The sequence below is a fragment of the Candidatus Saccharibacteria bacterium genome (genome assembly GCA_012965045.1).
Taxonomy (GTDB): Bacteria; Patescibacteriota; Saccharimonadia; order Saccharimonadales; family DTSZ01; genus DTSZ01.
Map to the genome: position 1 here is coordinate 672194 of DTSZ01000001.1, position 23913 is coordinate 696106.

32 protein-coding genes and 2 tRNA genes are annotated in these 23913 nt (G+C 42.1%); 9 read left to right on the forward strand and 25 right to left on the reverse strand.

Annotated features, from left to right (window positions below; translation table 11 throughout):
• The first annotated feature begins 63 nt into the window (after positions 1-63).
• A complete protein-coding gene (locus tag EYO12_03450; protein ID HIA92143.1) occupies positions 64-597 on the forward strand; it encodes a hypothetical protein in 534 nt (177 codons plus the stop codon).
• Positions 598-610: 13 nt separating this feature from the next.
• On the opposite strand, the gene EYO12_03455 is transcribed toward EYO12_03450, so the two are convergent.
• The 4 genes from EYO12_03455 to EYO12_03470 form a co-directional block, all read right to left on the reverse strand.
• Positions 611-817 carry a hypothetical protein gene (locus EYO12_03455; protein ID HIA92144.1) on the reverse strand — a complete coding sequence of 69 codons (207 nt, stop codon included), beginning with the start codon at positions 815-817 and terminating at the stop codon, positions 611-613.
• Between the two features lie 258 nt (positions 818-1075).
• Positions 1076-1150: transfer RNA gene (locus EYO12_03460), tRNA-Met, on the reverse strand.
• A 215-nt stretch (positions 1151-1365) separates the two neighbouring features.
• Positions 1366-1791 (reverse strand): hypothetical protein, encoded by a 426-nt coding sequence (locus EYO12_03465; protein ID HIA92145.1) that lies wholly within the window; start codon positions 1789-1791, stop codon positions 1366-1368.
• Between the two features lie 27 nt (positions 1792-1818).
• Positions 1819-2229, reverse strand: a complete 411-nt coding sequence (locus tag EYO12_03470; protein HIA92146.1) for a hypothetical protein — start codon at positions 2227-2229, stop codon at positions 1819-1821.
• Positions 2230-2251: 22 nt separating this feature from the next.
• Between EYO12_03470 and EYO12_03475 the strand changes: the two genes are divergently transcribed.
• Entirely contained in the window at positions 2252-3211 is a 960-nt protein-coding gene (locus tag EYO12_03475) for a hypothetical protein (GenBank protein ID HIA92147.1), read from the forward strand.
• A 42-nt stretch (positions 3212-3253) separates the two neighbouring features.
• Positions 3254-3329 (forward strand) — tRNA-Met (locus EYO12_03480).
• Between the two features lie 51 nt (positions 3330-3380).
• On the opposite strand, the gene EYO12_03485 is transcribed toward EYO12_03480, so the two are convergent.
• From EYO12_03485 to EYO12_03495, 3 genes are all read right to left on the reverse strand, one after another.
• Positions 3381-4358 carry a tRNA-dihydrouridine synthase gene (locus EYO12_03485; protein HIA92148.1) on the reverse strand — a complete coding sequence of 326 codons (978 nt, stop codon included), beginning with the start codon at positions 4356-4358 and terminating at the stop codon, positions 3381-3383.
• Positions 4359-4391: 33 nt separating this feature from the next.
• On the reverse strand, positions 4392-4706 hold the full coding sequence (locus EYO12_03490; protein ID HIA92149.1) for a YggT family protein: 315 nt from the start codon (positions 4704-4706) through the stop codon (positions 4392-4394).
• Positions 4707-4810: 104 nt separating this feature from the next.
• Positions 4811-5011: a hypothetical protein gene (locus tag EYO12_03495; GenBank protein ID HIA92150.1), complete on the reverse strand. Its 201-nt coding sequence runs from the start codon at positions 5009-5011 to the stop codon at positions 4811-4813.
• Positions 5012-5174: 163 nt separating this feature from the next.
• On the opposite strand from EYO12_03495, the gene EYO12_03500 reads away from it, so the two are divergent.
• Entirely contained in the window at positions 5175-5699 is a 525-nt protein-coding gene (locus tag EYO12_03500) for a hypothetical protein (GenBank protein HIA92151.1), read from the forward strand.
• Between the two features lie 34 nt (positions 5700-5733).
• Here EYO12_03500 and EYO12_03505 read toward each other — a convergent pair whose 3' ends face one another.
• Genes EYO12_03505 through EYO12_03515 form a run of 3 tightly spaced genes read right to left on the reverse strand, consistent with a single transcriptional unit; the run spans position 5734 to position 8047 of the window.
• Positions 5734-6306 (reverse strand): hypothetical protein, encoded by a 573-nt coding sequence (locus tag EYO12_03505; protein HIA92152.1) that lies wholly within the window; start codon positions 6304-6306, stop codon positions 5734-5736.
• Complete coding sequence (locus tag EYO12_03510; protein ID HIA92153.1) at positions 6303-6863, reverse strand: hypothetical protein; 561 nt, start codon at positions 6861-6863, stop codon at positions 6303-6305. Before EYO12_03510 ends, EYO12_03505 begins: the two co-directional genes overlap by 4 nt.
• Entirely contained in the window at positions 6860-8047 is a 1188-nt protein-coding gene (locus EYO12_03515; GenBank protein HIA92154.1) for an MFS transporter, read from the reverse strand. Before EYO12_03515 ends, EYO12_03510 begins: the two co-directional genes overlap by 4 nt.
• A gap of 35 nt (positions 8048-8082) precedes the next feature.
• Between EYO12_03515 and EYO12_03520 the strand changes: the two genes are divergently transcribed.
• Positions 8083-9351: a hypothetical protein gene (locus EYO12_03520; GenBank protein ID HIA92155.1), complete on the forward strand. Its 1269-nt coding sequence runs from the start codon at positions 8083-8085 to the stop codon at positions 9349-9351.
• Positions 9352-9483: 132 nt separating this feature from the next.
• On the opposite strand, the gene EYO12_03525 is transcribed toward EYO12_03520, so the two are convergent.
• Together EYO12_03525 and EYO12_03530 are read right to left on the reverse strand one after the other, a co-directional pair.
• The gene (locus EYO12_03525; protein ID HIA92156.1) at positions 9484-9810 is read right to left on the reverse strand and encodes a hypothetical protein; all 327 of its coding nucleotides are present in this window, start codon (positions 9808-9810) and stop codon (positions 9484-9486) included.
• 69 nt (positions 9811-9879) lie between these two features.
• Complete coding sequence (locus tag EYO12_03530; protein ID HIA92157.1) at positions 9880-10194, reverse strand: MscL family protein; 315 nt, start codon at positions 10192-10194, stop codon at positions 9880-9882.
• 75 nt (positions 10195-10269) lie between these two features.
• Between EYO12_03530 and EYO12_03535 the strand changes: the two genes are divergently transcribed.
• The gene (locus tag EYO12_03535; protein HIA92158.1) at positions 10270-11115 is read left to right on the forward strand and encodes a mechanosensitive ion channel family protein; all 846 of its coding nucleotides are present in this window, start codon (positions 10270-10272) and stop codon (positions 11113-11115) included.
• Positions 11116-11117: 2 nt separating this feature from the next.
• Here the strand turns inward: EYO12_03535 and EYO12_03540 are convergent, their stop codons facing one another.
• The 4 genes from EYO12_03540 to EYO12_03555 are packed head-to-tail and all read right to left on the reverse strand — an operon-like array spanning position 11118 to position 13357.
• Positions 11118-11420 carry a DUF427 domain-containing protein gene (locus EYO12_03540; protein ID HIA92159.1) on the reverse strand — a complete coding sequence of 101 codons (303 nt, stop codon included), beginning with the start codon at positions 11418-11420 and terminating at the stop codon, positions 11118-11120.
• 14 nt (positions 11421-11434) lie between these two features.
• Complete coding sequence (locus EYO12_03545) at positions 11435-11902, reverse strand: hypothetical protein (GenBank protein HIA92160.1); 468 nt, start codon at positions 11900-11902, stop codon at positions 11435-11437.
• A 1-nt stretch (position 11903) separates the two neighbouring features.
• Positions 11904-12542 carry a hypothetical protein gene (locus tag EYO12_03550; GenBank protein ID HIA92161.1) on the reverse strand — a complete coding sequence of 213 codons (639 nt, stop codon included), beginning with the start codon at positions 12540-12542 and terminating at the stop codon, positions 11904-11906.
• A gap of 20 nt (positions 12543-12562) precedes the next feature.
• Positions 12563-13357, reverse strand: coding sequence for an A/G-specific adenine glycosylase (locus EYO12_03555; GenBank protein HIA92162.1), 795 nt, complete (start codon positions 13355-13357; stop codon positions 12563-12565).
• Between the two features lie 68 nt (positions 13358-13425).
• Here EYO12_03555 and EYO12_03560 point away from each other — a divergent pair, with 68 nt between their 5' ends.
• Positions 13426-13617, forward strand: coding sequence for an AbrB/MazE/SpoVT family DNA-binding domain-containing protein (locus EYO12_03560; protein HIA92163.1), 192 nt, complete (start codon positions 13426-13428; stop codon positions 13615-13617).
• Here the strand turns inward: EYO12_03560 and EYO12_03565 are convergent.
• The 6 genes from EYO12_03565 to EYO12_03590 form a co-directional block, all read right to left on the reverse strand.
• The gene (locus EYO12_03565) at positions 13614-14189 is read right to left on the reverse strand and encodes an anti-sigma factor (GenBank protein HIA92164.1); all 576 of its coding nucleotides are present in this window, start codon (positions 14187-14189) and stop codon (positions 13614-13616) included. The genes EYO12_03560 and EYO12_03565 overlap by 4 nt on opposite strands.
• Before the next feature lie 25 nt (positions 14190-14214).
• Positions 14215-14757 (reverse strand): histidine phosphatase family protein, encoded by a 543-nt coding sequence (locus EYO12_03570; protein HIA92165.1) that lies wholly within the window; start codon positions 14755-14757, stop codon positions 14215-14217.
• 22 nt (positions 14758-14779) lie between these two features.
• On the reverse strand, positions 14780-15529 hold the full coding sequence (locus EYO12_03575; protein HIA92166.1) for a putative folate metabolism gamma-glutamate ligase: 750 nt from the start codon (positions 15527-15529) through the stop codon (positions 14780-14782).
• A 46-nt stretch (positions 15530-15575) separates the two neighbouring features.
• Complete coding sequence (gene aspS, locus EYO12_03580) at positions 15576-16880, reverse strand: aspartate--tRNA(Asn) ligase (protein ID HIA92167.1); 1305 nt, start codon at positions 16878-16880, stop codon at positions 15576-15578.
• Between the two features lie 424 nt (positions 16881-17304).
• Positions 17305-18087: a prohibitin family protein gene (locus tag EYO12_03585; protein ID HIA92168.1), complete on the reverse strand. Its 783-nt coding sequence runs from the start codon at positions 18085-18087 to the stop codon at positions 17305-17307.
• 40 nt (positions 18088-18127) lie between these two features.
• Positions 18128-19135, reverse strand: coding sequence for a DUF21 domain-containing protein (locus tag EYO12_03590; GenBank protein HIA92169.1), 1008 nt, complete (start codon positions 19133-19135; stop codon positions 18128-18130).
• Positions 19136-19226: 91 nt separating this feature from the next.
• Here EYO12_03590 and EYO12_03595 point away from each other — a divergent pair, with 91 nt between their 5' ends.
• Positions 19227-19964, forward strand: coding sequence for a hypothetical protein (locus tag EYO12_03595; GenBank protein HIA92170.1), 738 nt, complete (start codon positions 19227-19229; stop codon positions 19962-19964).
• A gap of 253 nt (positions 19965-20217) precedes the next feature.
• Here the strand turns inward: EYO12_03595 and EYO12_03600 are convergent, their stop codons facing one another.
• A complete protein-coding gene (locus EYO12_03600; protein HIA92171.1) occupies positions 20218-21144 on the reverse strand; it encodes a magnesium transporter CorA family protein in 927 nt (308 codons plus the stop codon).
• A 45-nt stretch (positions 21145-21189) separates the two neighbouring features.
• On the opposite strand from EYO12_03600, the gene EYO12_03605 reads away from it, so the two are divergent.
• Positions 21190-21714 carry a hypothetical protein gene (locus EYO12_03605; GenBank protein ID HIA92172.1) on the forward strand — a complete coding sequence of 175 codons (525 nt, stop codon included), beginning with the start codon at positions 21190-21192 and terminating at the stop codon, positions 21712-21714.
• Here the strand turns inward: EYO12_03605 and EYO12_03610 are convergent.
• Both EYO12_03610 and EYO12_03615 read right to left on the reverse strand, forming a co-directional pair.
• Complete coding sequence (locus EYO12_03610; protein HIA92173.1) at positions 21704-22267, reverse strand: 5-formyltetrahydrofolate cyclo-ligase; 564 nt, start codon at positions 22265-22267, stop codon at positions 21704-21706. The two genes, EYO12_03605 and EYO12_03610, sit on opposite strands and share 11 nt — an antisense overlap.
• 21 nt (positions 22268-22288) lie before the next feature.
• A complete protein-coding gene (locus EYO12_03615) occupies positions 22289-23713 on the reverse strand; it encodes a hypothetical protein (protein ID HIA92174.1) in 1425 nt (474 codons plus the stop codon).
• Between the last annotated feature and the right edge of the window lie 200 nt (positions 23714-23913).

Below are 23913 nucleotides of genomic sequence, written 5' to 3' on the forward strand. Positions count from 1 at the left end.
ACGGTTTATATAATAGATTCTTTATAAATTTACTCATTACCTGTCCTGCACTACAATAAATGGATGCGAAAAGAAGGCCACTCACGAGTTGAACTATTTATTGGGCTATTACGTATATCATTAGGTTTTTTGTTTTTATGGGCTTTTTTAGACAAATTTTTGGGACTCGGCTTTACGACGTGCAAGGACGTAATCTCTGGAGATGTTGAGTATTTCTGCAGCCAAGCCGTTGTTAACGGTGGCGCACCCGCTGAAGGCTTTCTTACCTACGCCACACAAGGACCACTCGCCAGCCTATTTCAATCAATCGCCAGCTGGTGGATAGTAAACGCTTTGTTTATTGTTGGACTTCTAGCAATTGGCGTGGCTCTAATGCTGGGTATAGGGGTGACAATTGCTGTTTATTCAGGGTCATTGCTAATGCTTTTGATGTATTTGGCAGTGCTGCCACCAGAGCATAATCCGCTACTCGATGAGCATGGTATCTATATTCTCAGCCTCTTTATTATTCTCTTAACGAACGATCGTCAACAGTTAGGCTTAGGAAAGTGGTGGAGCAACACAAAAATAGTAAAGCGCATTCCTGTTCTGAAATAAGGTTTCTACTGCCTTACGCCCCAAAAAACTGCAGTAGATTGTAAATAAAGATTGCTGGCCACACCATTGCTTTTAATAGCGCCAGAATAATATTCCAGAATCCATCAACTTGATTTACGAAGTAAACAGCTGCACCAATAAAAGACAGAAACAAGTTAAAGCCCATTGCTCCGTCTTTTTTACGATCAATTTTTATAAAGTTTTTTTCAGTCTTTGCCATGAAGGTATCTAATCATAATTAATGTGTATACGTCTAGTGAGGTAGCGACCGTGAAAGAGCGGTGCGTAGGGTGGAAAATAAATATCAGTGATTAGGGTGTCTGTCCACTGGGTGGGTAGCCTGCCGGCAGGCAGGCTTGCGAAATGCCGCAGGCATTTCTCACCTGACGACCTTACAGTTCGCAGTTTCGAGTCCTAAGCACCATTAGCTAAGAGTAAATTAAAAACCGCCCAAAAAGGACGGTTCTAAATTTACTCTTGGTAGCGGGGGTAGGACTCGAACCTACGACCTTCTGGTTATGAGCCAGACGAGCTGCCGCTGCTCCACCCCGCGTCGTCGAAATTGTTACCAACTTCCATATTCAAACAAGTTTGAATATTTACAGTTTACCGCAATTTCTCCTCTTAAGTTTTTCAAACAGTCATCTGAATAATAATTTCAAGCAGAATTCCTTGGTTTGATAAACTTGGGTTCGCACTGCGAACAATTCTAGAGCAGTTAACAGATTAACAAACAGAGGTAGCTATTGTCAACAAAGCAAAAACGACCTATTCAGCGCAGAGCGGCAATGCACTGTCGTAGGAGTCAATATAGTGCTTGCATGAACTGCTATCGCTCTGGGTGATGGCGAATATAGCGACGAAGGCAATGATAAACGCGAGCGCCAGGTTGAGAATAATAAACAAATCAGCTTTTTTGTTTTTCTTGAGCCATTCACGTGTTGGCAATACAACCCAAGCATAAAAATCTATCGCCGTGACCAACAGCCCAAACCAGTAAAATGTAAGTCGAACTAATGAATCGCTACCATTAACAGAGTCAACGCCAAGGTTATAGACCAACACACCGAGTAACACCGACAGTGTGGCCTTGAAAAAGATATAGAATGCTAAAAACAACGGAGTTACTGATAAGAAGAACTTCCGTGGATTACGTAATGGGTTTGGCTGTTTCTTTCTCACAAATATACTCATGCTTACTTTTGTTAATAATACTACACATTAGTTGTTTCTGCCCAAAAAGAAGTCAAACCATCGTAGAGCATTGGCTTTTTCTCCCTGTTGGTTGTCTGCTAGTACTGAGTCTGGTGTGAAAGCTGCATTCTCTGTTTTTGGGGCAATAGCAACCTGTTCGCCAGGCGCCCGCAACAGCAGGTCTCGTTTAGCTGCTTTTTCTATAAATTCATCGGTTTTGAAATACTCAATACTTAGAGCAAGTTTTTCGTTCTCGAGCTCTAACACTGCAGTTTCTTCAGTTTTAGTGGTGATTTCTTCGATCAAACTATTGTTTTTAGTTATAACCGACAAACTGTTCCACGCTACCCACAATCCAAACAGCGAAACAATTATTATGCTGTAATTTTCGCGGCTTACATTATAGTTTTTTAACCAGTTTTTTATATTTTCGAGCATCGTGATCTATTATACATTGAGGATGGATATTAAAACATTAATTTCAGATCTGGAAAAACACGATACTACAACCCGTGTAAGCCCAAAAGAATTCAAAGACTATGCTGTGCAGTACCAAGGCTATATTGCTGCTCTATTAATTATCATAGCCGTAGTTTCGTGGCTTGTGCTTTCGTCGCTCACAAGTTTTTTACTATTAGTGCTTCTTTTGCTTATTAGTTTTTGTTTTTACGTGCAAAACCGCGAGACCATAATTCAAAATATGATTTTTGCCGATAGGCACGGATTGTTGTGGCGGCAGCGTGCTCGAGTTCGTAATTTAGGTTTTAATGGAGTCGTTTTTAATATTGGGCATAGTGCACGTAGTTTAAATAGTTTTTCTAGTTTTGACCTGCCACTTAATTTCGGCGTCTACCACTACAGGTTCACGACTGGTAGCGGAAAAAACAAAAAAGATCACGACTACACTGTAGCTTACTTTGATCTACCAAAAGAATTACCGCACATTCTGCTGGACAGCAAAAATAATAACGGCCTCCTTAGTTCTTCGATCCCGCGGTTTTTAGACAAAGACTACGAAGTATCGCTCGAAGGTGATTTCGACCAACACTTTTCGCTCTATACCGCCTTCCCTAAGCCTGCCGAGGCACTAACCATTATTAGTCCGGATGTTATGCAAACTTTAATAGACGAAACACCTGAAGTTGATATTGAAATTGTTAATAAGCAGCTGTGGGTGTATATCCCTAGACAAACGAGTTACGCCGCATACGCCAAAGCCTTAAAAGCTGGTCTGGCTGTACTAGATAGTGCTCGCAGCAATGTTAAGCATTACAAAATGCAGGACTTACGGCTGCTGGCCAGCCAAGAGACAAATCGAAGAAAACTCACAAAAAAACGGTTCACCATTGGATCTGTTCTGGTGATTTTATACTTGTTGTACATATTTTTGGTATTTTCTGGCAACTTCTCGTTGATCTAAACTAGATAATTTTATGATAACTGTTTAAAATCTTACAAATATGGGGCTGTAGCTCAGCGGTTAGAGCAGTCGGCTCATAACCGATTGGTCGCTGGTTCGATCCCAGCCAGCCCCACCACATCCATACGCTCGATACTAGCTATTTTAAATTTATAATTATTGTTACTAATTAAGAAGCAGTCGTAAAACTATCAATTACTTCCAGCATTTCTGAACAATTTTGCGCTTGCATAATCTCTGACCGAAGCACGCTTACTCCCTCTTGTTCTCTTAAATAGGTTTTTACAAACTTCTTTAATCCTGCTGGATTTTTGTTACTACCCCAAGTATCTTCAAACTCTTGAATGTGTTTTTTGAATAACTCGATCTTATCCCCAAAACTCAGTGTTGCAGCGGTTGCAGAAAACACCTGTAAGTCCTGAAAAATACCCCGGCCGATCATTATTCCATCAAAGTTGTAATCACGGGCTAACTGCTCACCATCTGCGCGGCTTAAAATGTCGCCGTTGGCAATTACTTTGGTGGCTGGAGCGATGTCGCTGCGCAACGTCGGGACTTTAGCAAGCTCCTCCCAGTGCACGGGCACCTTAGACATTTCTTTACTAGTGCGACCATGAACAGTAAGTGCGTCTATGCCTTGTCTTAATAGAAAGCTCAGCCATTCCTCTGTTTGAATGTGTTTAAATCCAATCCGTGTCTTTACAGAAACGGCAATCTTCCCTGCCGCAGCTTCTTTGGTGGCCGCAATAAGTTCGTGGGCTAATGGCTGGTTGTTAATAAGTGCAGAGCAAGCACCTTTTTTAGTAACAACGGGCACCGGACAGCCCATGTTAATGTCGACGCCGTCGTAGCCTAAATCAATAAGCTCTTGGGTAGTTTTGTAATAGTTCTCTGGTTTTAGCCCCCAAATTTGAGCAATAATTGGATATTTTTTGCCACGAATCACCCCCTCATCATGGCCAATAGCAAGCTTTTGTAATACCGCTGGTCGGCCATTTGTCTGCAAACCATCTGCGTTAGCGAACTCCGTAAAAAATACATCTGGCGCTGCACAGTCAGCCACAATAGACCTAAAAACCACGTCGGTAACGTCGTCCATAGGCGCTAGAGCAAAAAATGGTGAATTAAAACTATCCCAGACTGTCATCTGGGATAGTTTATAGGTTTAACGACGTTTTATCTAACGTTTTTTGTTGGTTTTCGCAGGAGTAATCGCCGCGAGTAAATATATAAACAAACTGGCGATAATACCATACACAAGTAGCGCAAACAGCGTAGTGATCTCTATAACAAAACCATCCTCTACTCGTACGGTTGGAAAGATGTTTTCAAATGGACTCAATAGCGGCGCACTAGTGTCGTAAACCCAGCTCACAAACTCATTCTCGCTATTTGCCCCAAGCAGCCGTAATATGAACCGCAAGCCAAGCAAGGCCCCCACGAGTGTGGCGAGAAAATTAGTTAACTGTGCTAAATAATGATTTAACTTATCCATTAGTCCTCCTTAGATTATATAAGTATTATAAAACAAAACAGCTCGAAACTAAAAAATCGCCCCTGTATTTCTACGGGAGCGATTTGATTTAGACGTGTATTACTTTATGCACGCTTAAGAGTAAGAAAACCATTTCGTGGGTTTTCCACTACTGTGTATCCTTCAGGGATAGCGTCTTGAGCTTCGTTTGGTCGCTCATCTTTAGCGAAGTAATAAATTCTTTGTTGTTTTCCACCTCTTAGAGTCACATCCTTAGAGTGCAAGTAGTATGTTACACCCTTACTGTTTGTGTGCGCGTAGGCCATTTGTTATTACCCTCCTTAATCTGTTGTACCCTTACCATACTCGTGAACAATATTTTTTGTCAACACCTTAGAGTCAAAATCTACCAGATGTGAGCATAAACGTATTGCGGAGCATAGCCTTACTGCCGTACAATCTAAGCATTAGTTTTTAAGGAGGGAATTCATGGAGCGCGTGCGCACCGCTGGACAAGGTAGTCCTGCTCGACCAGCCTCATCAGGGCCATCTACATCAAGTAAAGTTTTGGTAATCGTACTAGTGTTAGTCGGACTAGTTGTTATTGCTGCCATGTTCTTTGGCCTGTCGCGAAATCTTTCAAGCGGCAACGTAAAGAGCGATCAATACCAAGCAGTTTTCTTGACTAACGGTCAGGTTTACTTCGGTAAAATGAGCAATATAAACAGCGACTACGTAACATTAGAAGATATTTTCTATCTACAGGTTACGCAACAAACCACTGGTGACGACGCTTTACAGTCAGGTGACAATGCAGCCGTCGACCCACAAATTAGTTTGGCTCAGCTTGGAAACGAACTTCACGGTCCAGAATCAGAAATGTTTATTTCACGAGAGCAAATTCTCTTCTGGGAAAACCTTACTGACGAGGGCGATGTCGTAACAGCGATTACTAACTTCCAAAGTGGTCAAACAGACACACCGGCAGTTGACGATTCAGGTTCTGATAACTAAATAGAGCTAGAACGTCTTTAAAATCCGCCTCTGACTAGGGGCGGATTTTTTTATGAACTACTTTAAAAATCATTAGTAGAACCGACACAGCGGTACCAAGTAACGACCAACCAGCTAAGTCTGGTGTCCATCGTGGTGAATAAAAACTAAATCGATAAAAACCTTTCTCGGGATACTCAAGGTTGACCACATCAGCTCCGGCATTTGAATTAGCGACAACATAGTCTTGCACGCATTGTTGCCGAACTGCAGACGGTCGCGAAGCACAGGCAGCCTGACCTTGCTCAAAAAGCTGTGGATTCACAAGATTTTGTGATGCATCGGACTGAATTTGGGCAACAACCCGGTCGTAAGTACTGGCAAGCTCCACTTCTGTGCTGGTGTTCATGTGAGTAAACACATGTTTGCTCAGTGCATCGAGCGCCTCCTGTTGGCCAACGCCAGCCTCATCAGCATCAATTACTGCTAACTTCAGCTCTCCCATCTGTAGGTTATTTTGACGTAGCCCAAACAACCCTAATGGCAACAAGATAATAACTGTTAAAATCAGCTGCCAAAAGGTAATGCTATGAATGATATCAACGCCTTTTATAAGTACTTTTTTCATTTGGTCCTCGTTTGCGCTTGAACTGTCGACAGCACCGCAAGGGTTTGCGAAAAACTACGGCCAGCCAGAATTAACGCTGCCAATAGTGCTAGAAAGCTAACTGTATTGGTAATTGTCGAAGCAGTTGCCACGCTTAAACCAGCCACCAATGGTGACAGAATTGTGCCACTGCACGATGCGCAGCCCGACCCGACAAGCGTAATACCAAAGGTTTTTTTTATGTCGTGTTTCTTTTGTATCTTTTTTTTAGTCTGCTTTAGTGTGACTAGTATAGCAGTTGTTATACCAAGCAGAATCGATATGGCTAAAATAGCTGTTGGCTCAAAGTCATGCAAGGCATACCGCAGAAAGTTAAAAAATCCGTCAATCATATACTGCGGCAAAGCAGCTATGCCAAGACTTTGGTAGATTGATACAACCTGATCGAGCGCAAATAGCCACTGCAGAACAAACAGTATTGCTGCCGAAAACATAACGGCCGTCAGAAGATTATCAACGTCACTCAAAAACTGCCGTAGTGCTCGAGTTTTTACGTGTATTTTTTGACTTTTGCTCATGTCAGGCTTGTTTTTAGAATATTTTTATTAAAATAGGCACCGAGCGCCCCTGCGATAAAACCAGCCGTTAGCGCCACATGTATATTTTGAGTCAGCTGGTATACCGTCAAAAGAATAATTAGTATAAAAATTATGCCTGCACTGTAGGCTATTTCCATTGCTGCAATATACGTTGGGCGGTCTTTTATTGAGGCATTCTTGTAGTATTCAGCAATATACGGAACATAAAATATAGCTGCAAAAATATCATTTGCCACATTAACTACGGTAATTAGTATAGGGTTTATTGCAAAAGCACGAACCAAATGAACAGCCGAGGCCCCTTTGCCGCCAACGCTAAGTTCCGTTGAAATGGATGTGTCTGATTCTTTCTTTCGAACAATAATCATAATAATTAGTGCAGCCACCAAAGACATTGAAACAACCGCACCAACACTTTGGTAATTATGCAGAAAATTAAATATAAATAACGGCCACAACAACATAACTGCACCGGTATTTAATGCCATGCCAAAATTAGCTCTACACCCGTAGTCGTGCGTCAGGAATGCATTAACATCGTGTGGCTTGATTCGCTTTGAACTGCGTAATGGTTCAGTGCCAGTATGTAGCGGAAGAATCGCAACAAGCACCACAGCCGCCGCGACATAGACCAGGTTTTCGAACCCAAAAAGTCCAGCAATAATACCGCCTAGTAGCGGGCCGAGCGCCATAGTTATTTTGCGAGCAATCTCTACGCTACCAACGCCGTGAGCTTTTTTCTTGCCTATTGAGTGCGACAATTCTATATGTAGTGCCGTAAAAAACAGTGCACTCGATAGCCCGTGCAGGACAGCATTTATTCCTAGCAAGTATGGTCTTGATGAGATATGCGCGAGCGATATTAAAAACGCTACATCGACAATCGAACTAATGATTAATACATGTTTACCACCAATCTTAGCGACTAGATTGGTGGCTGGCACGGTAGCCAGCATTCGAACCATGAAAACCGTTGCAAAATACCCACATACAAGCAGCAGGCCTAAAAAAGTATCACTGCTGGATTCAAAAAGATAAATCGGCAAAAAAACCGCAAATAAACTAATACCCAGAGCACGGATAGTTCTATATACAAAAACCTGAGAAAACTCAGATTTAAGTCGATGGGCTGAATGAACGTGATGAAAATGTATTGAATGCATGTTTGTATTTAATTTAACTCTAGTATTATGATAGCATGCACATTTATTTTAGTGGTATTGGTGGCAAAGGAATCGCCAGCTTAGCCCACATTGCTCTTGATGCTGGTTACACGGTAAGTGGATCAGACCTGTCTGCCTCTGCTACAACAACTCAGCTCGCCGAGCGTGGGGCTACAATAACATTCAATCAATCGGGTGAGTTTTTAGAGGAACTCACGTTGGCTGATGGTATTGATTGGCTTATCTATACGGCCGCCATGCAACCCGACCACCCGGAGCTTGAATCAGCTGACCGACTTGGGATTCCGTTTGCAAAACGACACGAATTTATTAACACCTTTTTGCATGATAAATACCTAAAGCTGTTAGCTGTGAGCGGCACTCACGGAAAAACTACTACAACTTCTATGGTGGTGTGGTTATTCAAAAAACACAATATTCCAGTTAGTTACTCAATTGGCGGCGATCTAAGCTTTGGAAACGGCGGAGCATACCAAAAAAACTCTGACTGGCTTGTTCTGGAAGCTGATGAATTTGATAAAAATATGCTGTACTTTGCCCCTGATGAAGCAGTGGTCGTAAACATTGACTATGATCACAAGGACACCTACCCAACCCGCGCCGACTACGAAAAATCGTTTGAACAATTCATAAAACAGTCAAAACACACCGTGTTATGGGACGATGCAGCTGCAAAAATATCCGTTGATTCAAAAAAACATACTGTTATGACAAAAGATAGTTACCAGCCAGAAATCCCCTTAGCGGGGCAACATAACCGCGAAAATGCCGTGTTAGCCAGTCATGGTTTTATGTACGCCACGCAGCCCGACTCCGCAGGAGATCCTAAAACAGTACACTCTGTCTTGCGCATGTTAGCTGACTTTCCTGGTGCAAAACGGCGAATGGAGCGTATAGCAAAGAACGTATATAGTGACTTCGCCCACACTCCAGAAGAAATTACGGCCACCCTCCAGCTTGCGTCTGAAAAATTCGAAAATATTATAGTAATTTACCAACCACATCAAAATATTCGCCAGCATGAATTAGTTGGTAAATACGAAACGTGCTTTGAGAAAGCTAACAAGGTCTACTGGGTGCCAACATATTTAAGCCGCGAAAAACCAGATCAAGAGGTGTTAAGCCCCAAGCAACTCATCCCTAAAAAAGATCATGGCAAATTCGAAATTAGTGAACTAAACGACAATTTAGCGGCAGCTGCCAAATCTATGGCAAATGATTACACAATACTATGCATGGGTGCGGGCGACATAGACGACTGGGCCCGCAATAACCTTGGTTAAGCTCACAGGATTAGATTAGAGTGAATTAGATTAACAGCCGTCAACTATACACATTTTGACGATCGTAAAAATGTGTATCGTGAATGCCCCACTTGTCGCTAGTTTGCAGTAAATATTAGTTTGTAGCCTCTGTTATCGATTGTCGCCAGAACCGCTAAGCCTATTGCGCTGTTGACGAGACGATAGCTTAGCTAAATTGGTATGAGCTATTTCATCTAAACTAATCCCCAGCTGGTCGGCAAGCGTGGCAATATACCAAAGTATGTCGCCAAGCTCTTTAGTAATTTCGGCTTTGTCGAGTAAATTCACATCACCATCGGTGTCACGTAGCCACTTTTTAAACTTTTCCGCCACCTCTCCGGACTCTCCAACCAAACCCAGAACAAACCTCAGCAACATAGTGTCACCGCTATTTATTACAGTAGTCAAAGCCTGTTTTTGATATTCATACAATGTCATACCGACTCCCTCCAATACAAAAGCGAGCTAACAAATAATTAGCCCGCCCATACTTGTGTGTTTTAAAGCTTATTTCTTTTTGTCGAACTTAGCCATTGCCTTGTTAAGTACAAAATATACAACAGCAGCTACCACTGCAAAGCTAATAAGGTTAGACACCAAGCTACCCCAACCAATAACTGCGTCGCCAACACTAAACGTTTCTGCAGCCAGGTTATCGGCATCAAAGATTAGTCCAAGTAGTGGATTAATAACGTCAGCAACCAATGAGTCAACAACATCCTTTGCTGCTGTACCTAAAATAACAGCCACAGCTAGACCAACTACGCCTTGTTCTTTAATAAAATCTAGAAACCCTTCAACAGCACTTTGCTTTTTTGCCATTGCATCCTCCTTATTGTATAACCATATAATACACCGCCTGTAGCCATTTCACATAATCATGTTAGAATCGTCACTATGAATGAAACACAAAGTTGGATTGAACAAAACCAAGCTGAACTAATTACAGTCGCATTAATTTTTGTCGGAGCATGGCTACTGAAACGCTTTGGGCAATCTGTTATAAAGCGTCTTGTCATAAAAGCAGTTCATGCCAATGCTCACAACAGCGACCAAGAAGCAGAAGAAAAACGCGAAGAAACCATAATTCAAATAATCTCAGGTGCACTCAACATAATACTGTGGCCTTTAGCAATTATTTTAGCGATTGCCCAAGTTGGAGTCGATATCGCTCCGCTTATAGCTGGTGCCAGTATTGTGGGCGTAGCCCTTGGTTTTGGTGCGCAAAGTTTAGTGAAAGACATAATCTCTGGGCTATTTATTATTGTTGAGAATCAATACCGCGTTGGTGATGTAGTCGATCTAGACGGAACCTCTGGCTCTGTTGAAAAAATAACCCTTCGGGTGACTGTTTTGCGTGATCTTGATGGTGTCGTTCACCACGTGCCCAACGGCACAATTGACAGGACTTCTAACTACTCGAAAGACTACTCGGGTATTAATCTTAATGTTGGGATTGCCTACGACAGCGACATCGACAAGGCTATTGAAATCATTAACAAAGTCGGACAAGAAATCGCAAACGATAAAAACTGGAAGACTAGCATTATTGATGCACCGTCATTTATGCGTGTCGATAATTTAGGCGACAGCTCTGTCGACCTAAAACTTACTGGCAAGGTTCGACCATTAAAACAATGGGCTGTAACTGGTGAGCTCCGAAAGCGAATTAAAACAGAATTTGATAAAGCTGGTATCGAAATACCATTCCCGCAAACCGTTATTCATCAGGTCAAAGACTAGACCTAGCTTACTTCGACTCCATTCCAAAAGGCTACGTAATTAGCAAAATTCTTACCAACACGATCAACTGAGCCCTCCATTGGTTCAGGGTAGTACCACGCCCCGGCTTGGTTGCGTTGGTCGTCTACTACTATGTCGTAATAACTCGATTCACCCTTCCAGTGACAGTGTGTTTTATGATCAGACTGCTCTAGAAATTCATCATTGACTGATTCGGGCGGAAAATACTTGTTGCCTTCAATGGTGATTATTTCGCTATCATCAACCTGTGCTATTACTTGTCCATTCCATGTTGCCTGTGCCATTAGTTACTCCTTTACTACAAACCAAGCGATTCATCAGATAGTTCTGAATCGTCAAAGTCCTCGTCATTTAAACTATTTAACTCAGCGTCTATCTCCTCTATCTCGGCGCTAAGATCACTCTCGGTGACTGGGGCTTGTAGGTCAACTTCATTCGCACTAGAATCAGCCTTGGTATTAAGCGGTAGTTGTTCTGTTTCTTGTTGAGAGTCGGCAGCGTTATTTGTCTGTGTTTGATCATCACCGAATGCCATAAATCCAAAAACTATTAGTGCGGTTGCAAATAACACAGCTAGACCAATGGCAAAGAAATAACTGTTCGTTCCACCACTTTTAATCTCGTGCATCTGCGCTACTGGCTGAGTATCTTGACTGGATTGTTCTGGTTGGGGTGTTGCTTCTTCTGCAGGTGGCTGCTCGGCTACGTTAGTAGCCTGCTCATTCGTTTGAGGTGGTGTTGCTGTAGGTTTCACTTTTTCTGGCATATTAATTGTCTCTTTCCGCGTTTGCTTGGCTAGCTAAATCATTTTTTATTTGCTCTAGTAGTGGTCGGAGCTGATTAGTAACGTTTTCGCTGATTGCTTCAGCATCGGCTTTAGCTTGATCAAGCGATTGTTTAGCTTGATCAATGGCTTGCCGCAGCTGACTGTCACCAGAACAGGCTGTATTTGCAGCATTTTGTACGTTGGCGACATAGGTTTGATAGCTAGATTTGAAATCGCTAACCAGTGAGCTTACGTCTACAATTGCTAAGCGTAAGTTTTCTGTTGCTATGTTGTTATTTTCGAGTCGGAGGGCAAGCGTATTTAATTTATTAACAATGTTCTGATATTTATCTTCCCTGTTGTCAGCCCGAACTTCTATTCTCTCTAAATGAGCTTCTAGCCGTTGTTTTACTGCCTCACAACGAGTTTGCAATCGCTCTTCTACGGCTGCTGCACGCTCTTGTTGGTTTACTTCTAATTGGTTTATTTCGTCAGACTCCTGCGCCTGAACCGTGTTGGTGTTTTGCAGTGTACTTGTTTCGTTCTGTGTTTGAGCAGTAGCCGGTCCAACAAACAAAATGGTCGCTACTAAACTTGTCCCCAAACCGAGTGCTGCCATAGATACTAATGTGTGTTTCATATAATTTAAACTATAGCATTTTATGCACTATATCGCTGGCCTGATTTTTGGATCAGTTGGTCTTTTTGAAGATCGACGAGCACTTGGTCAATTCGATCGTCATTAACGCGTTGCTTGAGCTGTTGGTAGGTCATTGACGAAGTTATTAATTGCTTGAGAACTCTAGACCGTACTTGCCTAAGCGAGCCTTCAAATTGAGATTGTTTTGCATAGTGCTTACTGTTTCTACTTGGGTTCGGATGCAGTTTTTTTAAAAAAGCACCATAATCCATTAGCGCCCAATAAAACTGGCGAGGATTTTTTTCATCAAGAGTAGCTTTTATGTGCGGCATGAGGTGTGCGTCAGATATATTAGTCTGTCCAGAAAAAAAATGATGCAAATAGACAGTACGGATGTTGGTTTCTATGTATACCACCGGGGCATTAAAAACATATGCACACATTGCCCCGGCCGTATTTTTACCAACGCCTGGCAACTGCGTAAGCTTCTTTTGGTCGTTTGGTATTTGATAGTTCCATTCATGCACAATATGTTGAGCTGCTTGATGTAAATAGCGAGCCCGACGGTTATAACCTAGCCCTTGCCATGCCCGTAATACGTTGGCTTGCGGCGCTTCGGCAAGCGTTTTAAAGTCCGGAAAGAGTGTCGTAAATTCTATAAATTTTGGAATCACGCGCGGCACCTGAGTTTGTTGTAGCATTAGCTCACTGACTGTGATAGCATACATACTTGTGTCAGACCGCCACGGCATGTCATTTCTGCCGTGCTCCTCGTAAAAGCTCCACAAAGTTTTGAGAAAGAGATTGTAATCCATATCAGGTTTACAGTATATCGGTCGCACTTTTTTTATCTAAACGAAAATAACTTAGGAGAATAAAATCAATGAGTAAACAAGGCGTAAATAAGCGTAATGTCCGCAAACTAGGAACTATAGGCAACGCTAGTCAGCCTTCTTTTTATGTAACATTACCAATTGATTTTATCCGAGCATTAGGATGGAATTCTTCACAAGAAGTTAAAATTAGAAAACACGGCAACAAACTTATAATCGAAGACCCTAACAAAAAAGCTTAGTTTCTGTCTATAAACATACCTTCAAGAATATGAGCGTCCGGAGCTGGGTCACCATCATCCGGTTCTATTGTTAGAACGTACTGAGTAAAGTCAGTTAAATCTTCGTCAGACATAAAGTAGTTCAACCACACATCATCTGTTTGCTCGAGTTCACCAGTGCTAATAAATTTAAATGGTTCTTTGCGCACAATCCAGCCTTCGTAAAACTCGCCATTTGTTGGTTCAGGCAAGCCTGACATTTCAACATTAAGTAAATATTTTCCGTCTTCAAAAGTAGCCAAAGCGGTGCCGCTAGCTTCGCCATTCGTATCCACACTCCGCGCAGCACCCTCGGTTACATCGACTAAGCCTGCTTGAAACTGATACTCGGCGTTTGCAAATAATGACTGTTCGACTGCTAACTGACTGGCTTCGTCAGGTGCGCCTTGCATTAAGTCGCTTAATGATTCATCTTGGCTTGTTTGATCAGTTTGACTTGCTGTCTCAGTTGTATCATCACCACCGAGCACTGCCCAGCCAACTAAAGCCACTACAGCTAGTGCAATAGCCGCACTTACTATTTTCTTATTCATAATTCTCGCTCCATTAGTGCTTACATTAAAACATAAGTTCAATAACTTGTGCGTTTTCTTGCCGAGGCAAATCAAACCAGCCTTCAATTTTGTTTTTGTCTTTTTCAAGAGCCCGTAACATTTTGCCAAAGCCGTTATGACTTACTGCAATGACTTCCGGTAGCTGCAGATCTTCAAGATATTTAATAAACGCGAGGCAGCGGTTTTTTAAATCTTCTGCTGGCTCAAAATCAGCTTCAATACTGCGCGGATCGTTGTCCAGTATCTGTAAGTATCGTTGTTTATCAGTTAGTTCCCACTTGCCTAAATACCGTTCAATACATAAGTCGCTCGTAATTATAGAGCTAGGATTTTGTTGAGTGTAGGGTGCGATTATTGTGGCGGTTTCAAGTGCCCGACTTAGCGCACTGCTAACGATTTGCACGCCACTTAGTTGCGCGGCGATCCTCTCACCGGTTGCATGAGCCTGGGCTTTGCCTGTATCGCTCAACGGCGAGTCATGTTGTCCAGCAACCACTAAATCGCGGTTGGCTATGCTTTCGCCATGGCGTATCAGGTATATTTTCATCGACTACTCATTGTTACTACAATCATGACTTGCTTTCTTTATTCTGCCAATCAACCGCACTCAAGAACGGTTCAAATAGATCTTCTTCTGGTGATAGCATGCATTCTTTAAGTTCAGCGTGGGTTGGATCTTGATCAGTGAATTCTACAAAATTAGCATCTTCGATGATAGCCAGCGGTGTTTGTTCCGAGCCTTCACCCATCACTACTACTCCCGCTGCCGCTAAGCCGCCGGCAATGCTAGAATGACTAACCTGCATTTTTTTGCCAAAAATGTCGGGTGTGCCGACGTAATTTTTTAAGGCTTTAAATCCGCTAAATGCTAAATATATGCCTGTTGTACCCCGTCGTAGTGGCGTACAACTACTGTCAACAATAAGCACTCCACAATTGTTAACGGCATAGTGATCTTGAAGAAAACTACGGAGACGATTTGCAGTAGCTTGAACCTGTTTTGGCCACAATACATATACGCCATCGGCATTAGACTCATCAATCCCCGCCGAAGCAATGAGAGTGTTATTTTTTATTGTAAACCGGTGACCATATTTACTGCTTTCACGCGGTAAGTATTTGTCGGCTTCGAGTCTAACTAATTCTTCTTTATCAATTTGGTCATATTCGACAATGTCAGAATCGCAAAGCGAAACTATCTTAGAAGTAACTACTAACACTGAATTTTCGCCCAATTGAGGTACTGCTGCAGCTACCACGTCTTCTAGGTTCTGTTGGCCAGCTTGCAACCGATCTGTTTTTACTGCGGTTATTTTCACTCGCTACCTTACCGTTAATTTTCTACTGATTGGACTGAACAGCCCATTACGGCGTAAGTCGATTGATGTCGCGCGGGAATAAGGTGGCTTCTTTAACGTTCTCAAGGCCTAAAATTAACTGTACAAATCTATCAATACCAAAGCCAAATCCGCCGTGCGGCGGTAAGCCATACTTAAAGGCTTGCAGGTAATACTTAAAGCCTGGATCTTCTGGATCAACGCCAGACTCTTTCATTTGTCCTACCAATACGTCGTAGCGATGCTCTCGTTGTGGCACAGTAGCGATTTCTACGCCCCTAAACAATAGGTCGCCAGATCGCGCAGTACCGTCGTCGTTACGCATATGATAAAACTTTGACTTGCTGACCGGCAGATTAGTGGCAAACACCGCTTCACAGCCATGTTGCTTCTTGGCATACTCACAAATCCAACGCTCTTCGGCTGGGGTTAAGTCGACTTCCTTACTGACATCAATGCCGGTCTCTTTCTGATACAGTTCATGAATTTCTTGCATAGTAAAACGCGGGAAGCTATCGGTTAGAACCAATTCAGGTGCTCGTAAAGACTTTAGTTGATCGGCATTTTCGCTGTACAGCTTCCGCAATACATCACCAACAAATTTTTCTGTAAGCTTAAAAACATCGTCATGATCTTTGACAAAGCCCCATTCCATATCAAGCATCATTAACTCTGACATATGTCGACTTGTAGCGCTTGGTTCAGCTCGGTAGGCAGAGCCAATCTCGAACACTCGTTCAAATACGCCAACCATCATCTGTTTATACAACTGTGGGCTCTGTGCTAGCGTTGCCTCTTTCCCAAAGTAATCAAGTTTAAATACAGTCGCGCCACCTTCGGCATCTCCAGCAATCAATTTTGGAGTTTGAATTTCAGTAAATCCATTGCTGCGGCACCATTCCCGAATAAGCTGCAGCACATCAGCACGGATTTTAAAAACAGTTTGCTCTAATGTGTTGCGCAAACCTATTGCCCGATATTCAAATAGTGTGTCGAGGTTGTCGGGTTTGTGACTAAGCGGTTTATCGATTTCAATCGGCGGTTCATCCTCAACTGCAACCATAACTTCTAAAGTTGGGTTGTGAATTTCTGCCCCATTCGGAGCACGCTCATCTGCCTCACATAAACCTTCAACTTTTAGAATTGAGCCTATTTGCATACCGCGCAACTTCTCCATTTCTTGCTCACTCTTTACTAAAACTTGAGCAACGCCACCACGGTCGCGAATTAATAAAAAGTTCAATCCGCCGAGTTTTCGTTTTTTATGCAACCAGCCGTGCAAGCTTACCTTTTTATCAACATGTTCTTTTAATTCGTTAGTAATTACTCTCATTATTTCCTCTGTATGCTCAATATTACGTTTCGTATTAATAAATAGCTGCAAAACCCCCAGGCGGGAACGTTGCAGCTACATATTTGAATTACGATTAAATCTCATTGCAAACCAGTATGAAGCTTCTTGAGGTGAAAGGCAAAGTTAATACTTACAGCACCATGCCCTTTACTGCTACGTAAAACAGACAGACGCACAAAGGCACATACTTATACCTACTGTTCACCTTGCCTTTTGTCAGTAAAATACTCGTTACGATGCTCACAAGTAACAACCAAGGTCCAAGCAATAAGGAATAGGCAGCTAAATATCCAGCGTTGTCTGAGTCCTTGAGTTGACTAAAAACCAAAGACAAAATTATGCAGCCAGCCCACAAATAAAACAGATTCAACAGAACATATTTAATTGTTTTCCTAACTGCCACTTAGTTCCCAAGCGGTATATTAAAGACCGTTCCATTACCCAAATATGTTGGTAGTTGACCGTTCCATTTTTCTATGGCTTGTTTTTGTAAGAATAGTGGACTAAGGGTTTGGGCTTGCGCCTGTTGAGCTTCAGCATCGGTACGAGCGGCTTCCAGATTAAATTTTGCTCGTTGTGCATTTTGTTCTGCAATCTGTTTATCTTCAATGGCCTGAGTAAATGCCGGAGAAAAAGTAAAGTCGACGATCGATATATCATCAACAACTATGCCAAAGACATCGAGTCGATCCTTAAGGAGTTCAAACGTCTCAGCCTTAACCTGTGCGCGTTGTGTAATAAGCTCTTGAGCAGAAAATTTGGCACTCGCAGCTTTAAATACTTCTTGTAAGGCGGGCTCAATAAGCTTGTCTTGGTAATTCACGCCTATGGTTTGATGAATCTCTTTAATTTTGTCAGCTTGCAAACGATAGTTAAGCGTTAGTGTTGTGGATACATCTTGTAAGTCTTTTGAAGCACTCGCTGCATCTTCGGTTTGTTTTTGTATTTTAATATCGTAAATACTAGCTTGTTCAATCCCGAATGGTAAAACCAAATGTATTCCTTCGCCCAACTCGCGGCCTGTTACTTTGCCAAATCTTGTGACCACTCCGACCTCACCGGTGCCAACCACGCGGACTGATGTGAGTAAAATCAGGATAAATCCTGCAATCAATACTCCTGCAATCCCAATTTTTTGCACCATTTTAAACTGCGCTAAATTAGGCTTTGTTACCCTTCGCACCATAATAAACTCCTACTCAATTTCATTTATAGTATAGAGCAACTTACTTTAATGTTTCAGTTTTAACAGATGAATTCTTTTTGGCAACTTCACGAATATCTTCGTAGCGATCGAATTCGTCAACAATTTTTTGGCCTAAAACTTGCTCGATTATATCTTCGATACTTATTACACCAACCGTTTCGCTAAACTCGTTCACCACAATGAATAAGTGATGTTGGGTTTTATAAAATGCGTTTAACACGTGCGCTAATTTATCTTTTTCGTTCACGTATATAACGGTATCGGTCATTACATCGGCTACTTTTTTTGGTTCTTTTTGGGCAACTAAGTCACGAAGGTACAGCGTGCCAATAATATGGTCTAAATCGTCATTAAAAACTGGGAACCGAGAATGGCCTGATTCGTGTAATTCATTCATTAGTTTGATAGTTGTTTTTTCTTTCGAACCAACAGCTATAACCATGCTGCGCGGCGTCATTACATCTTCAATTTTTTTATCACCAAAGCTTAGAGCACTATCCACAATCTTTAGTTCGTCCTCGGCAATGTCGCTTTCGTCGCTTATGCTGTGTTCTTCTAAAATACGAACTAACTCGTCTTTGCTGTAAAACGTTGGTAGCTCTTCACCTAGCGTGCGGTCGAGCAGTGCTCCAAGCGGTCGGGCAATTGGTGAGAAAAACCACAGTAATCGTTCCATAAATGGTGCAATCTTTGACCCAAAACTAAGTCCATAGCGCCCGAGTACTGCCTGTGGAACAATTTCTCCAAAAATTACAATTAGCGTCGTCGATAAAAGCACAGCCATCACCCCATTGGTTATGCTGTCTAAAATTACCGTCAATATCGAGTTAACTAATACGTTACCTAGGATAAGTGTAACTAGTAGTTCGCTGCCCCGAGCGCGAATTGGATAAACCAGTGTTGCCTGTTGGTCGCCAAGGTCGCTTTTTCGTTTTAGTTCGTGAACATCAAGCGACAACAAGCCAAGAGTCAAGCCAGAAAATCCGGCTGAACAAGCCAATAGAAAAACTATAAGAACTATTTCCATATACGTTGAATTGAGTATAGCTTGGAAAAGCCAACAAAACCATAGGCTAAAGTGCTATACTCGTACTGTTTAATAACGAGGTTTGGTGTATATGAAGGACAATCTATTTGGAATTATTATTGGTGTAGTAGTGGTGGCAATATTAGGGGTAGCAATCGTGGCAGGCGGCGACGACTCCAACAACATCTCTCCCGACGGTGATGGTCAAGACATTTTAGAAATATCTGAACTCGATTACGTAAAAGGGTCAGAAAACAGCGAACTAGCGCAAGAACCAAAGGTAACAGTCTTTGAATATGGTGACTTCCAATGTCCATTTTGCGGCATTGTGTACCCAATTATCAGTGAAGTTACTGCCGAATACGCAGACAATCCAGACGTTGCTTTCGTTTACAGGCACTTTCCTTTACCGAGCCATCAAAGTGCTATGGTAGCCCATAGAGCTGCCGAAGCAGCGGGTAGACAAGGTAAGTTTTACGAAATGCACGATATTCTGTTCGAGAACCAAACACTGTGGGCAGGAGAACCGACTTCACCAATTCCTCCAGACCAGTCTGACGACATAATCCGCGAATTAGCAGAAGAGCTTGGTTTGAATCTAGAACAATATGATGCTGACTTTGCGGATTCAAGTACTCTCACGACTATTAACCAACAGCAAAAAACCGGTGAAGAAATTGGCGTTAATTCAACCCCAACCTTCTTCATCAACCAAACTCAATTAGAGCAAGTACCGCGCACAGCTGACGAACTACGCGCAGCAATTGAAGCCGAACTAGAAAAAGTAAACTCCGCTGAAAGCAGCGGAGAAACCGAAGACCTACAGTAACCAAATACGGTTACTGTTAGTACAGAAGTGGCAGTTTATCTAAATGAACTGGCACTTGCTGTGCTACGGGCTTTTGCATTTTTATTTTAATGGACATGCGGGACCTCACCATTTTTGTTTAATTAAGAAAACAAGTAAAACCAATTTGGTTCACTAACGTTCCTCACACTTTTTTAATTTTGTTTGAATATTTTTTTATTGCTCAAAAACTTATTTAATACTACTCTTTTGCTTCAGTAAGCACAAGCTTTTTTTATAGCCACTTATTTTTTCTAAATATCAATATCAAAATAGACGACACAATTATTGTCGAGCTAATAACAATTACGAAAGCGCCTGGTTCGTTTTGAAACGGCAAATCAACGTTCATGCCATACAACGAGGCGATAATTGTCGGCACAGTTAATACTACAGTTAGCGACGTCAACAAACGAATAACTTGGTTTAGGTTGTTGGTAGAAATCGTCGAGTAAGCCTCGCGGATCGAAACTATTGTTTTAATATTCGATTTAGCAGACTCAATTGATTGTTCGTTGCTAAGCAACAGGTCCTCGATAAGTTCAATGTCTTCTTCGAATAATTTAATGTGACGGCCAGTCATTAAACGTTTAAGCAGCGTGTTGGTAGGTACTAGCGCCGACATAAAATCATTTAGTTCATCCTCTATAGTCACAAAGCCAATGAAGTCTTTATTGGACACCTGTTCCACTCGTAGACGGTTTCGTACACTAATGATTTGTTTAGAAATTGCTGTTAAGTGACGTTCGTAATCGTCGACAATATGATCGATGATGTTTAGCAGGAGTTTTACTCGCTGAGTCGTATTTGCCTCTGTTGAATTCATGATTTTTTCTAATCGCGGGATTGGTCTCAGGCTTATTGTCATTATGTAGCTACCCGATATAGCAATCAGTATTGGAACTGTAACAACTTGCAGATTAGTGTCTGTCAACGGAAAGCGAGTAAACACATAATGAATATTATCTTCAGTCTCAAAGCGTGGAACCTCATCAATATCTAATGCATCTTCAAGCATGCCTTCGTCGATTTTAAACGTGTCAGTTAGTATCTGTTGCTCTGCATCTGTCGGGTCTTCAACATAAATCCAAGAGCCCGCTTTGTGTGAATCAAGCTGCTTAAATTTTTTGCTTTTTATGGTTTTGTGCCAGTACTGAATCATCGTAGTTTAATCATACACGATTAAAAATGCCTTATACTAAGCAGTATGAAAATACTTAAAAGAAAAGTTCGCCTGCCCTACGAGCAAGAATATTTTAAATCGATAATTAGTGGTAGCAGCGCTGGTATATCGACGACGACAGCGATAATTATTGGCTTAACTGTATCCGAAACTAAGATTGCAGCCATCACCACAAGTGCAATTGTTATTATTTTTATTCAAGCTTTCAATGCTGCGGCTAGTCGGTTTGCAGATTTGCGCACCGCCCAAGAAATCGACGGCGAAAAAGTTTTAAAAACTAAGTTCCCGCTTACTGTTGCGTCCATTCAGTTCGCTTCGCACACCTTTTCCGGCCTCATAGCGCTGACACCGATAATTTTGTACGGCACTGAAAGCGGCGTGCTGGTTACTGTAGCGGTGAACACCTTTGCGCTGTTTTTACTTGCTGTGTATAAAGTCAGGGTCTTAAAAGTTAACGCCTTGTCGGACATTGCCGAATTTGTGCTTACTGGGCTGCTTGTGATGTTGGTTGGCCTGGGAGCTGGTTTACTGCTTGAACTTAGTGCCTAGAATAAACAGCCTGATCAGTGACAACAAAATCTAGCTGGACGTCATGATCTTCAGTAGGAATAACTTCAACTTTATCTTCATCAAAGGCAATACCAATTTTTATAGCATCGGGATAGTGCTTTAGGAATCGATCATAATAACCGCCGCCGTAGCCAAGGCGATTCAGTTGTTTGTCAAAAACAAGTAGTGGAACTAATATGATATCGATTTTTTTAGGGGTCATAACATCATCGCAGTCTGGTTCTGGTATGCCGCGCATATTTGGAGCAAAATGAGTGTCTTTTTCAACCTTAACAATTTCCATGTCTCGGCCAATCAAACGGGGAACATAGGTTGTAGCTGTTGGTCGTCGCCACAACATACTAAAAATAGGTGTGGTTTGCGGCTCATTCATCATGTCATTGCTGACGTAGCTGTGAATGGACTTAGCTTTTGGCCACTCAGTTATAGTCTTGAGATTTTTAGCAATGTTTTTAGACTTTTCTTCAACCTCTTTGGCGGTAAGGTTCATGCGCACAGCTTTAGCGCTTCGTCGTAAGTCTTGTTTATCCATTACTTAAAAGCTTATGTTTTTTTATGCTGCTAAGGCAAGTGATTTATCAGAGTTCGTTGGACAATTTGGATTTCGGCAATAATTATCAACTTCACCTGTCTCATTATCAATCACACTTACGTAGCCTTTTTCTGGACACTTTTTACATGCACTTCCTTCAAAGCTAACGGCAGTTTTATTGCCAGAAACTTCTATCCCCAGCCCCGATAAGATCGCCAATTCTTTAGACGAGGCTGGTCGTACGCCACACTCCATTCCGCATACTGCCGTTCGTTCAATTGCTGTTTTAAATAGACTGCTATCAAGGGTTGTTGCTTCAATGGTTTTACCTTGTTTTATTAAGGCTTGTAGCGCAACGTAGTCTTCACCAATCTCTTTACCGTATGCTCTAACGCCAATTTGTGGCTGTTCTTTAGAGATTGTATGAATATGCGTAGCAAGGTTCAGTTGAAAAGCTTTTTCTTTTTTTCCTAGTGACATTTCAAGCTGGGAAAGTTTAATGATCTCCCCTGCAACTTTATTTCGAAGTCTTGAGATCTTTTTTCGATATTCACTAAAACTATCGAAATAGTCTCTGTAATCTTCGGTCCTCCACGCTGTTAGTGTTTTTTGACCCAAGGCAACATCCGGCCCAATACAAGCATCAAGTATAGAAAGAACTTCTAATAACGATTCGCTGCCGCCAGCTTTACGAGTGATCGCAGTTTGCAGTGCTTGGAGCGGAGTTGCGGTCGGCAAGGTATAGTCCGCGCCGGCCTCTTTTAGAAAGTCGGCGGTTTTATAATCGTCGAGTAAGCGGCCATCGAAGGAGACTGACTGAGTGAAAACATATACTTTTCCTTCAGACTCTTCAAAGCGCCACCGGCGCACCATGCCTTTTTTTATTTCGTGAACAAAATCGGCATCCTCTGTTTCCCCGCAGCGAGACAAAAAAAACAGCTCATGGTTCTTGTAAGTGCCGTCTGCCAAGACACTAAGGACTGTCTCGACTTCAGCATCTTCTGCCGCGCTCCGCTCATTGATCTCAGCGATTTTTGAACGACCGAGGCCCTTCTTACTCTGCTGTCGCAGGGATCGATCGTCCATGATAATGTCGCGAGCAACAGGGTCATAAGCCCCTTGAACTTCGGCGTATTCTTCTGGCGCCATACGGGTAGCTGCTTCTTGCAGCGCAAATTCTGCATTATTTTTAACAGCTGCAAAACGCCGCGGTTTATCAGCGCCAGTTGCGCGAATATATTCATCGCCGTAACTTGTAAAGTCCCAGCCAAGAATTGATTCTTCGTCTACGTTTCTTGAATCAAAACCAGTAATTTCTAGTGGAGCTGTTTCTAGACTGGTTGTATGTTCAGAAATTTTAAAACCCTCGCTTTTATTTTTGAAGCAAGGGTTACATACCACCGTAACAACGGTTTTATTTCGCCTTGCTCGAGACATTATCATCAAAAACACATTCTATCTGGCTCAGTTTGTTCTTTCCCCTTGTAACTCAGAAAAAGAGCAGCCCGAGTGGCGAATTCAATTCGCACCCGGCACAACGATAAAAACCGTAGTTTTTTCTCGTTAACCTTACAGTTGCGGCACAGCTCCGGTATCCCACCGGTATTTCGAACTGTGTTTTTGTTTAATTGTTAACACTTTTATCC

Bases quoted from the DNA above. Each gene is read 5' to 3' on its own strand.
- EYO12_03475 (HIA92147.1), top strand. From the start codon at position 2,252: ATGGATATTAAAACATTAATTTCAGATCTGGAAAAACACGATACTACA.
- EYO12_03545 (HIA92160.1), bottom strand. From the start codon at position 11,902: ATGCCAGAAAAAGTGAAACCTACAGCAACACCACCTCAAACGAATGAG.
- EYO12_03605 (HIA92172.1), top strand. From the start codon at position 21,190: ATGAAAATACTTAAAAGAAAAGTTCGCCTGCCCTACGAGCAAGAATAT.
- EYO12_03555 (HIA92162.1), bottom strand. From the start codon at position 13,357: ATGGATTACAATCTCTTTCTCAAAACTTTGTGGAGCTTTTACGAGGAG.
- EYO12_03600 (HIA92171.1), bottom strand. From the start codon at position 21,144: ATGATTCAGTACTGGCACAAAACCATAAAAAGCAAAAAATTTAAGCAG.
- EYO12_03530 (HIA92157.1), bottom strand. From the start codon at position 10,194: ATGGCAAAAAAGCAAAGTGCTGTTGAAGGGTTTCTAGATTTTATTAAA.
- EYO12_03540 (HIA92159.1), bottom strand. From the start codon at position 11,420: ATGGCACAGGCAACATGGAATGGACAAGTAATAGCACAGGTTGATGAT.
- EYO12_03535 (HIA92158.1), top strand. From the start codon at position 10,270: ATGAATGAAACACAAAGTTGGATTGAACAAAACCAAGCTGAACTAATT.
- EYO12_03560 (HIA92163.1), top strand. From the start codon at position 13,426: ATGAGTAAACAAGGCGTAAATAAGCGTAATGTCCGCAAACTAGGAACT.
- EYO12_03570 (HIA92165.1), bottom strand. From the start codon at position 14,757: ATGAAAATATACCTGATACGCCATGGCGAAAGCATAGCCAACCGCGAT.
- EYO12_03505 (HIA92152.1), bottom strand. From the start codon at position 6,306: ATGAAAAAAGTACTTATAAAAGGCGTTGATATCATTCATAGCATTACC.
- EYO12_03470 (HIA92146.1), bottom strand. From the start codon at position 2,229: ATGCTCGAAAATATAAAAAACTGGTTAAAAAACTATAATGTAAGCCGC.
- aspS (HIA92167.1), bottom strand. From the start codon at position 16,880: ATGAGAGTAATTACTAACGAATTAAAAGAACATGTTGATAAAAAGGTA.
- EYO12_03525 (HIA92156.1), bottom strand. From the start codon at position 9,810: ATGACATTGTATGAATATCAAAAACAGGCTTTGACTACTGTAATAAAT.
- EYO12_03565 (HIA92164.1), bottom strand. From the start codon at position 14,189: ATGAATAAGAAAATAGTAAGTGCGGCTATTGCACTAGCTGTAGTGGCT.
- EYO12_03550 (HIA92161.1), bottom strand. From the start codon at position 12,542: ATGAAACACACATTAGTATCTATGGCAGCACTCGGTTTGGGGACAAGT.
- EYO12_03455 (HIA92144.1), bottom strand. From the start codon at position 817: ATGGCAAAGACTGAAAAAAACTTTATAAAAATTGATCGTAAAAAAGAC.
- EYO12_03595 (HIA92170.1), top strand. From the start codon at position 19,227: ATGAAGGACAATCTATTTGGAATTATTATTGGTGTAGTAGTGGTGGCA.
- EYO12_03520 (HIA92155.1), top strand. From the start codon at position 8,083: ATGCACATTTATTTTAGTGGTATTGGTGGCAAAGGAATCGCCAGCTTA.
- EYO12_03450 (HIA92143.1), top strand. From the start codon at position 64: ATGCGAAAAGAAGGCCACTCACGAGTTGAACTATTTATTGGGCTATTA.
- EYO12_03515 (HIA92154.1), bottom strand. From the start codon at position 8,047: ATGCATTCAATACATTTTCATCACGTTCATTCAGCCCATCGACTTAAA.
- EYO12_03585 (HIA92168.1), bottom strand. From the start codon at position 18,087: ATGGTGCGAAGGGTAACAAAGCCTAATTTAGCGCAGTTTAAAATGGTG.
- EYO12_03465 (HIA92145.1), bottom strand. From the start codon at position 1,791: ATGAGTATATTTGTGAGAAAGAAACAGCCAAACCCATTACGTAATCCA.
- EYO12_03510 (HIA92153.1), bottom strand. From the start codon at position 6,863: ATGAGCAAAAGTCAAAAAATACACGTAAAAACTCGAGCACTACGGCAG.
- EYO12_03610 (HIA92173.1), bottom strand. From the start codon at position 22,267: ATGGATAAACAAGACTTACGACGAAGCGCTAAAGCTGTGCGCATGAAC.
- EYO12_03490 (HIA92149.1), bottom strand. From the start codon at position 4,706: ATGGATAAGTTAAATCATTATTTAGCACAGTTAACTAATTTTCTCGCC.
- EYO12_03590 (HIA92169.1), bottom strand. From the start codon at position 19,135: ATGGAAATAGTTCTTATAGTTTTTCTATTGGCTTGTTCAGCCGGATTT.
- EYO12_03500 (HIA92151.1), top strand. From the start codon at position 5,175: ATGGAGCGCGTGCGCACCGCTGGACAAGGTAGTCCTGCTCGACCAGCC.
- EYO12_03485 (HIA92148.1), bottom strand. From the start codon at position 4,358: ATGACAGTCTGGGATAGTTTTAATTCACCATTTTTTGCTCTAGCGCCT.
- EYO12_03495 (HIA92150.1), bottom strand. From the start codon at position 5,011: ATGGCCTACGCGCACACAAACAGTAAGGGTGTAACATACTACTTGCAC.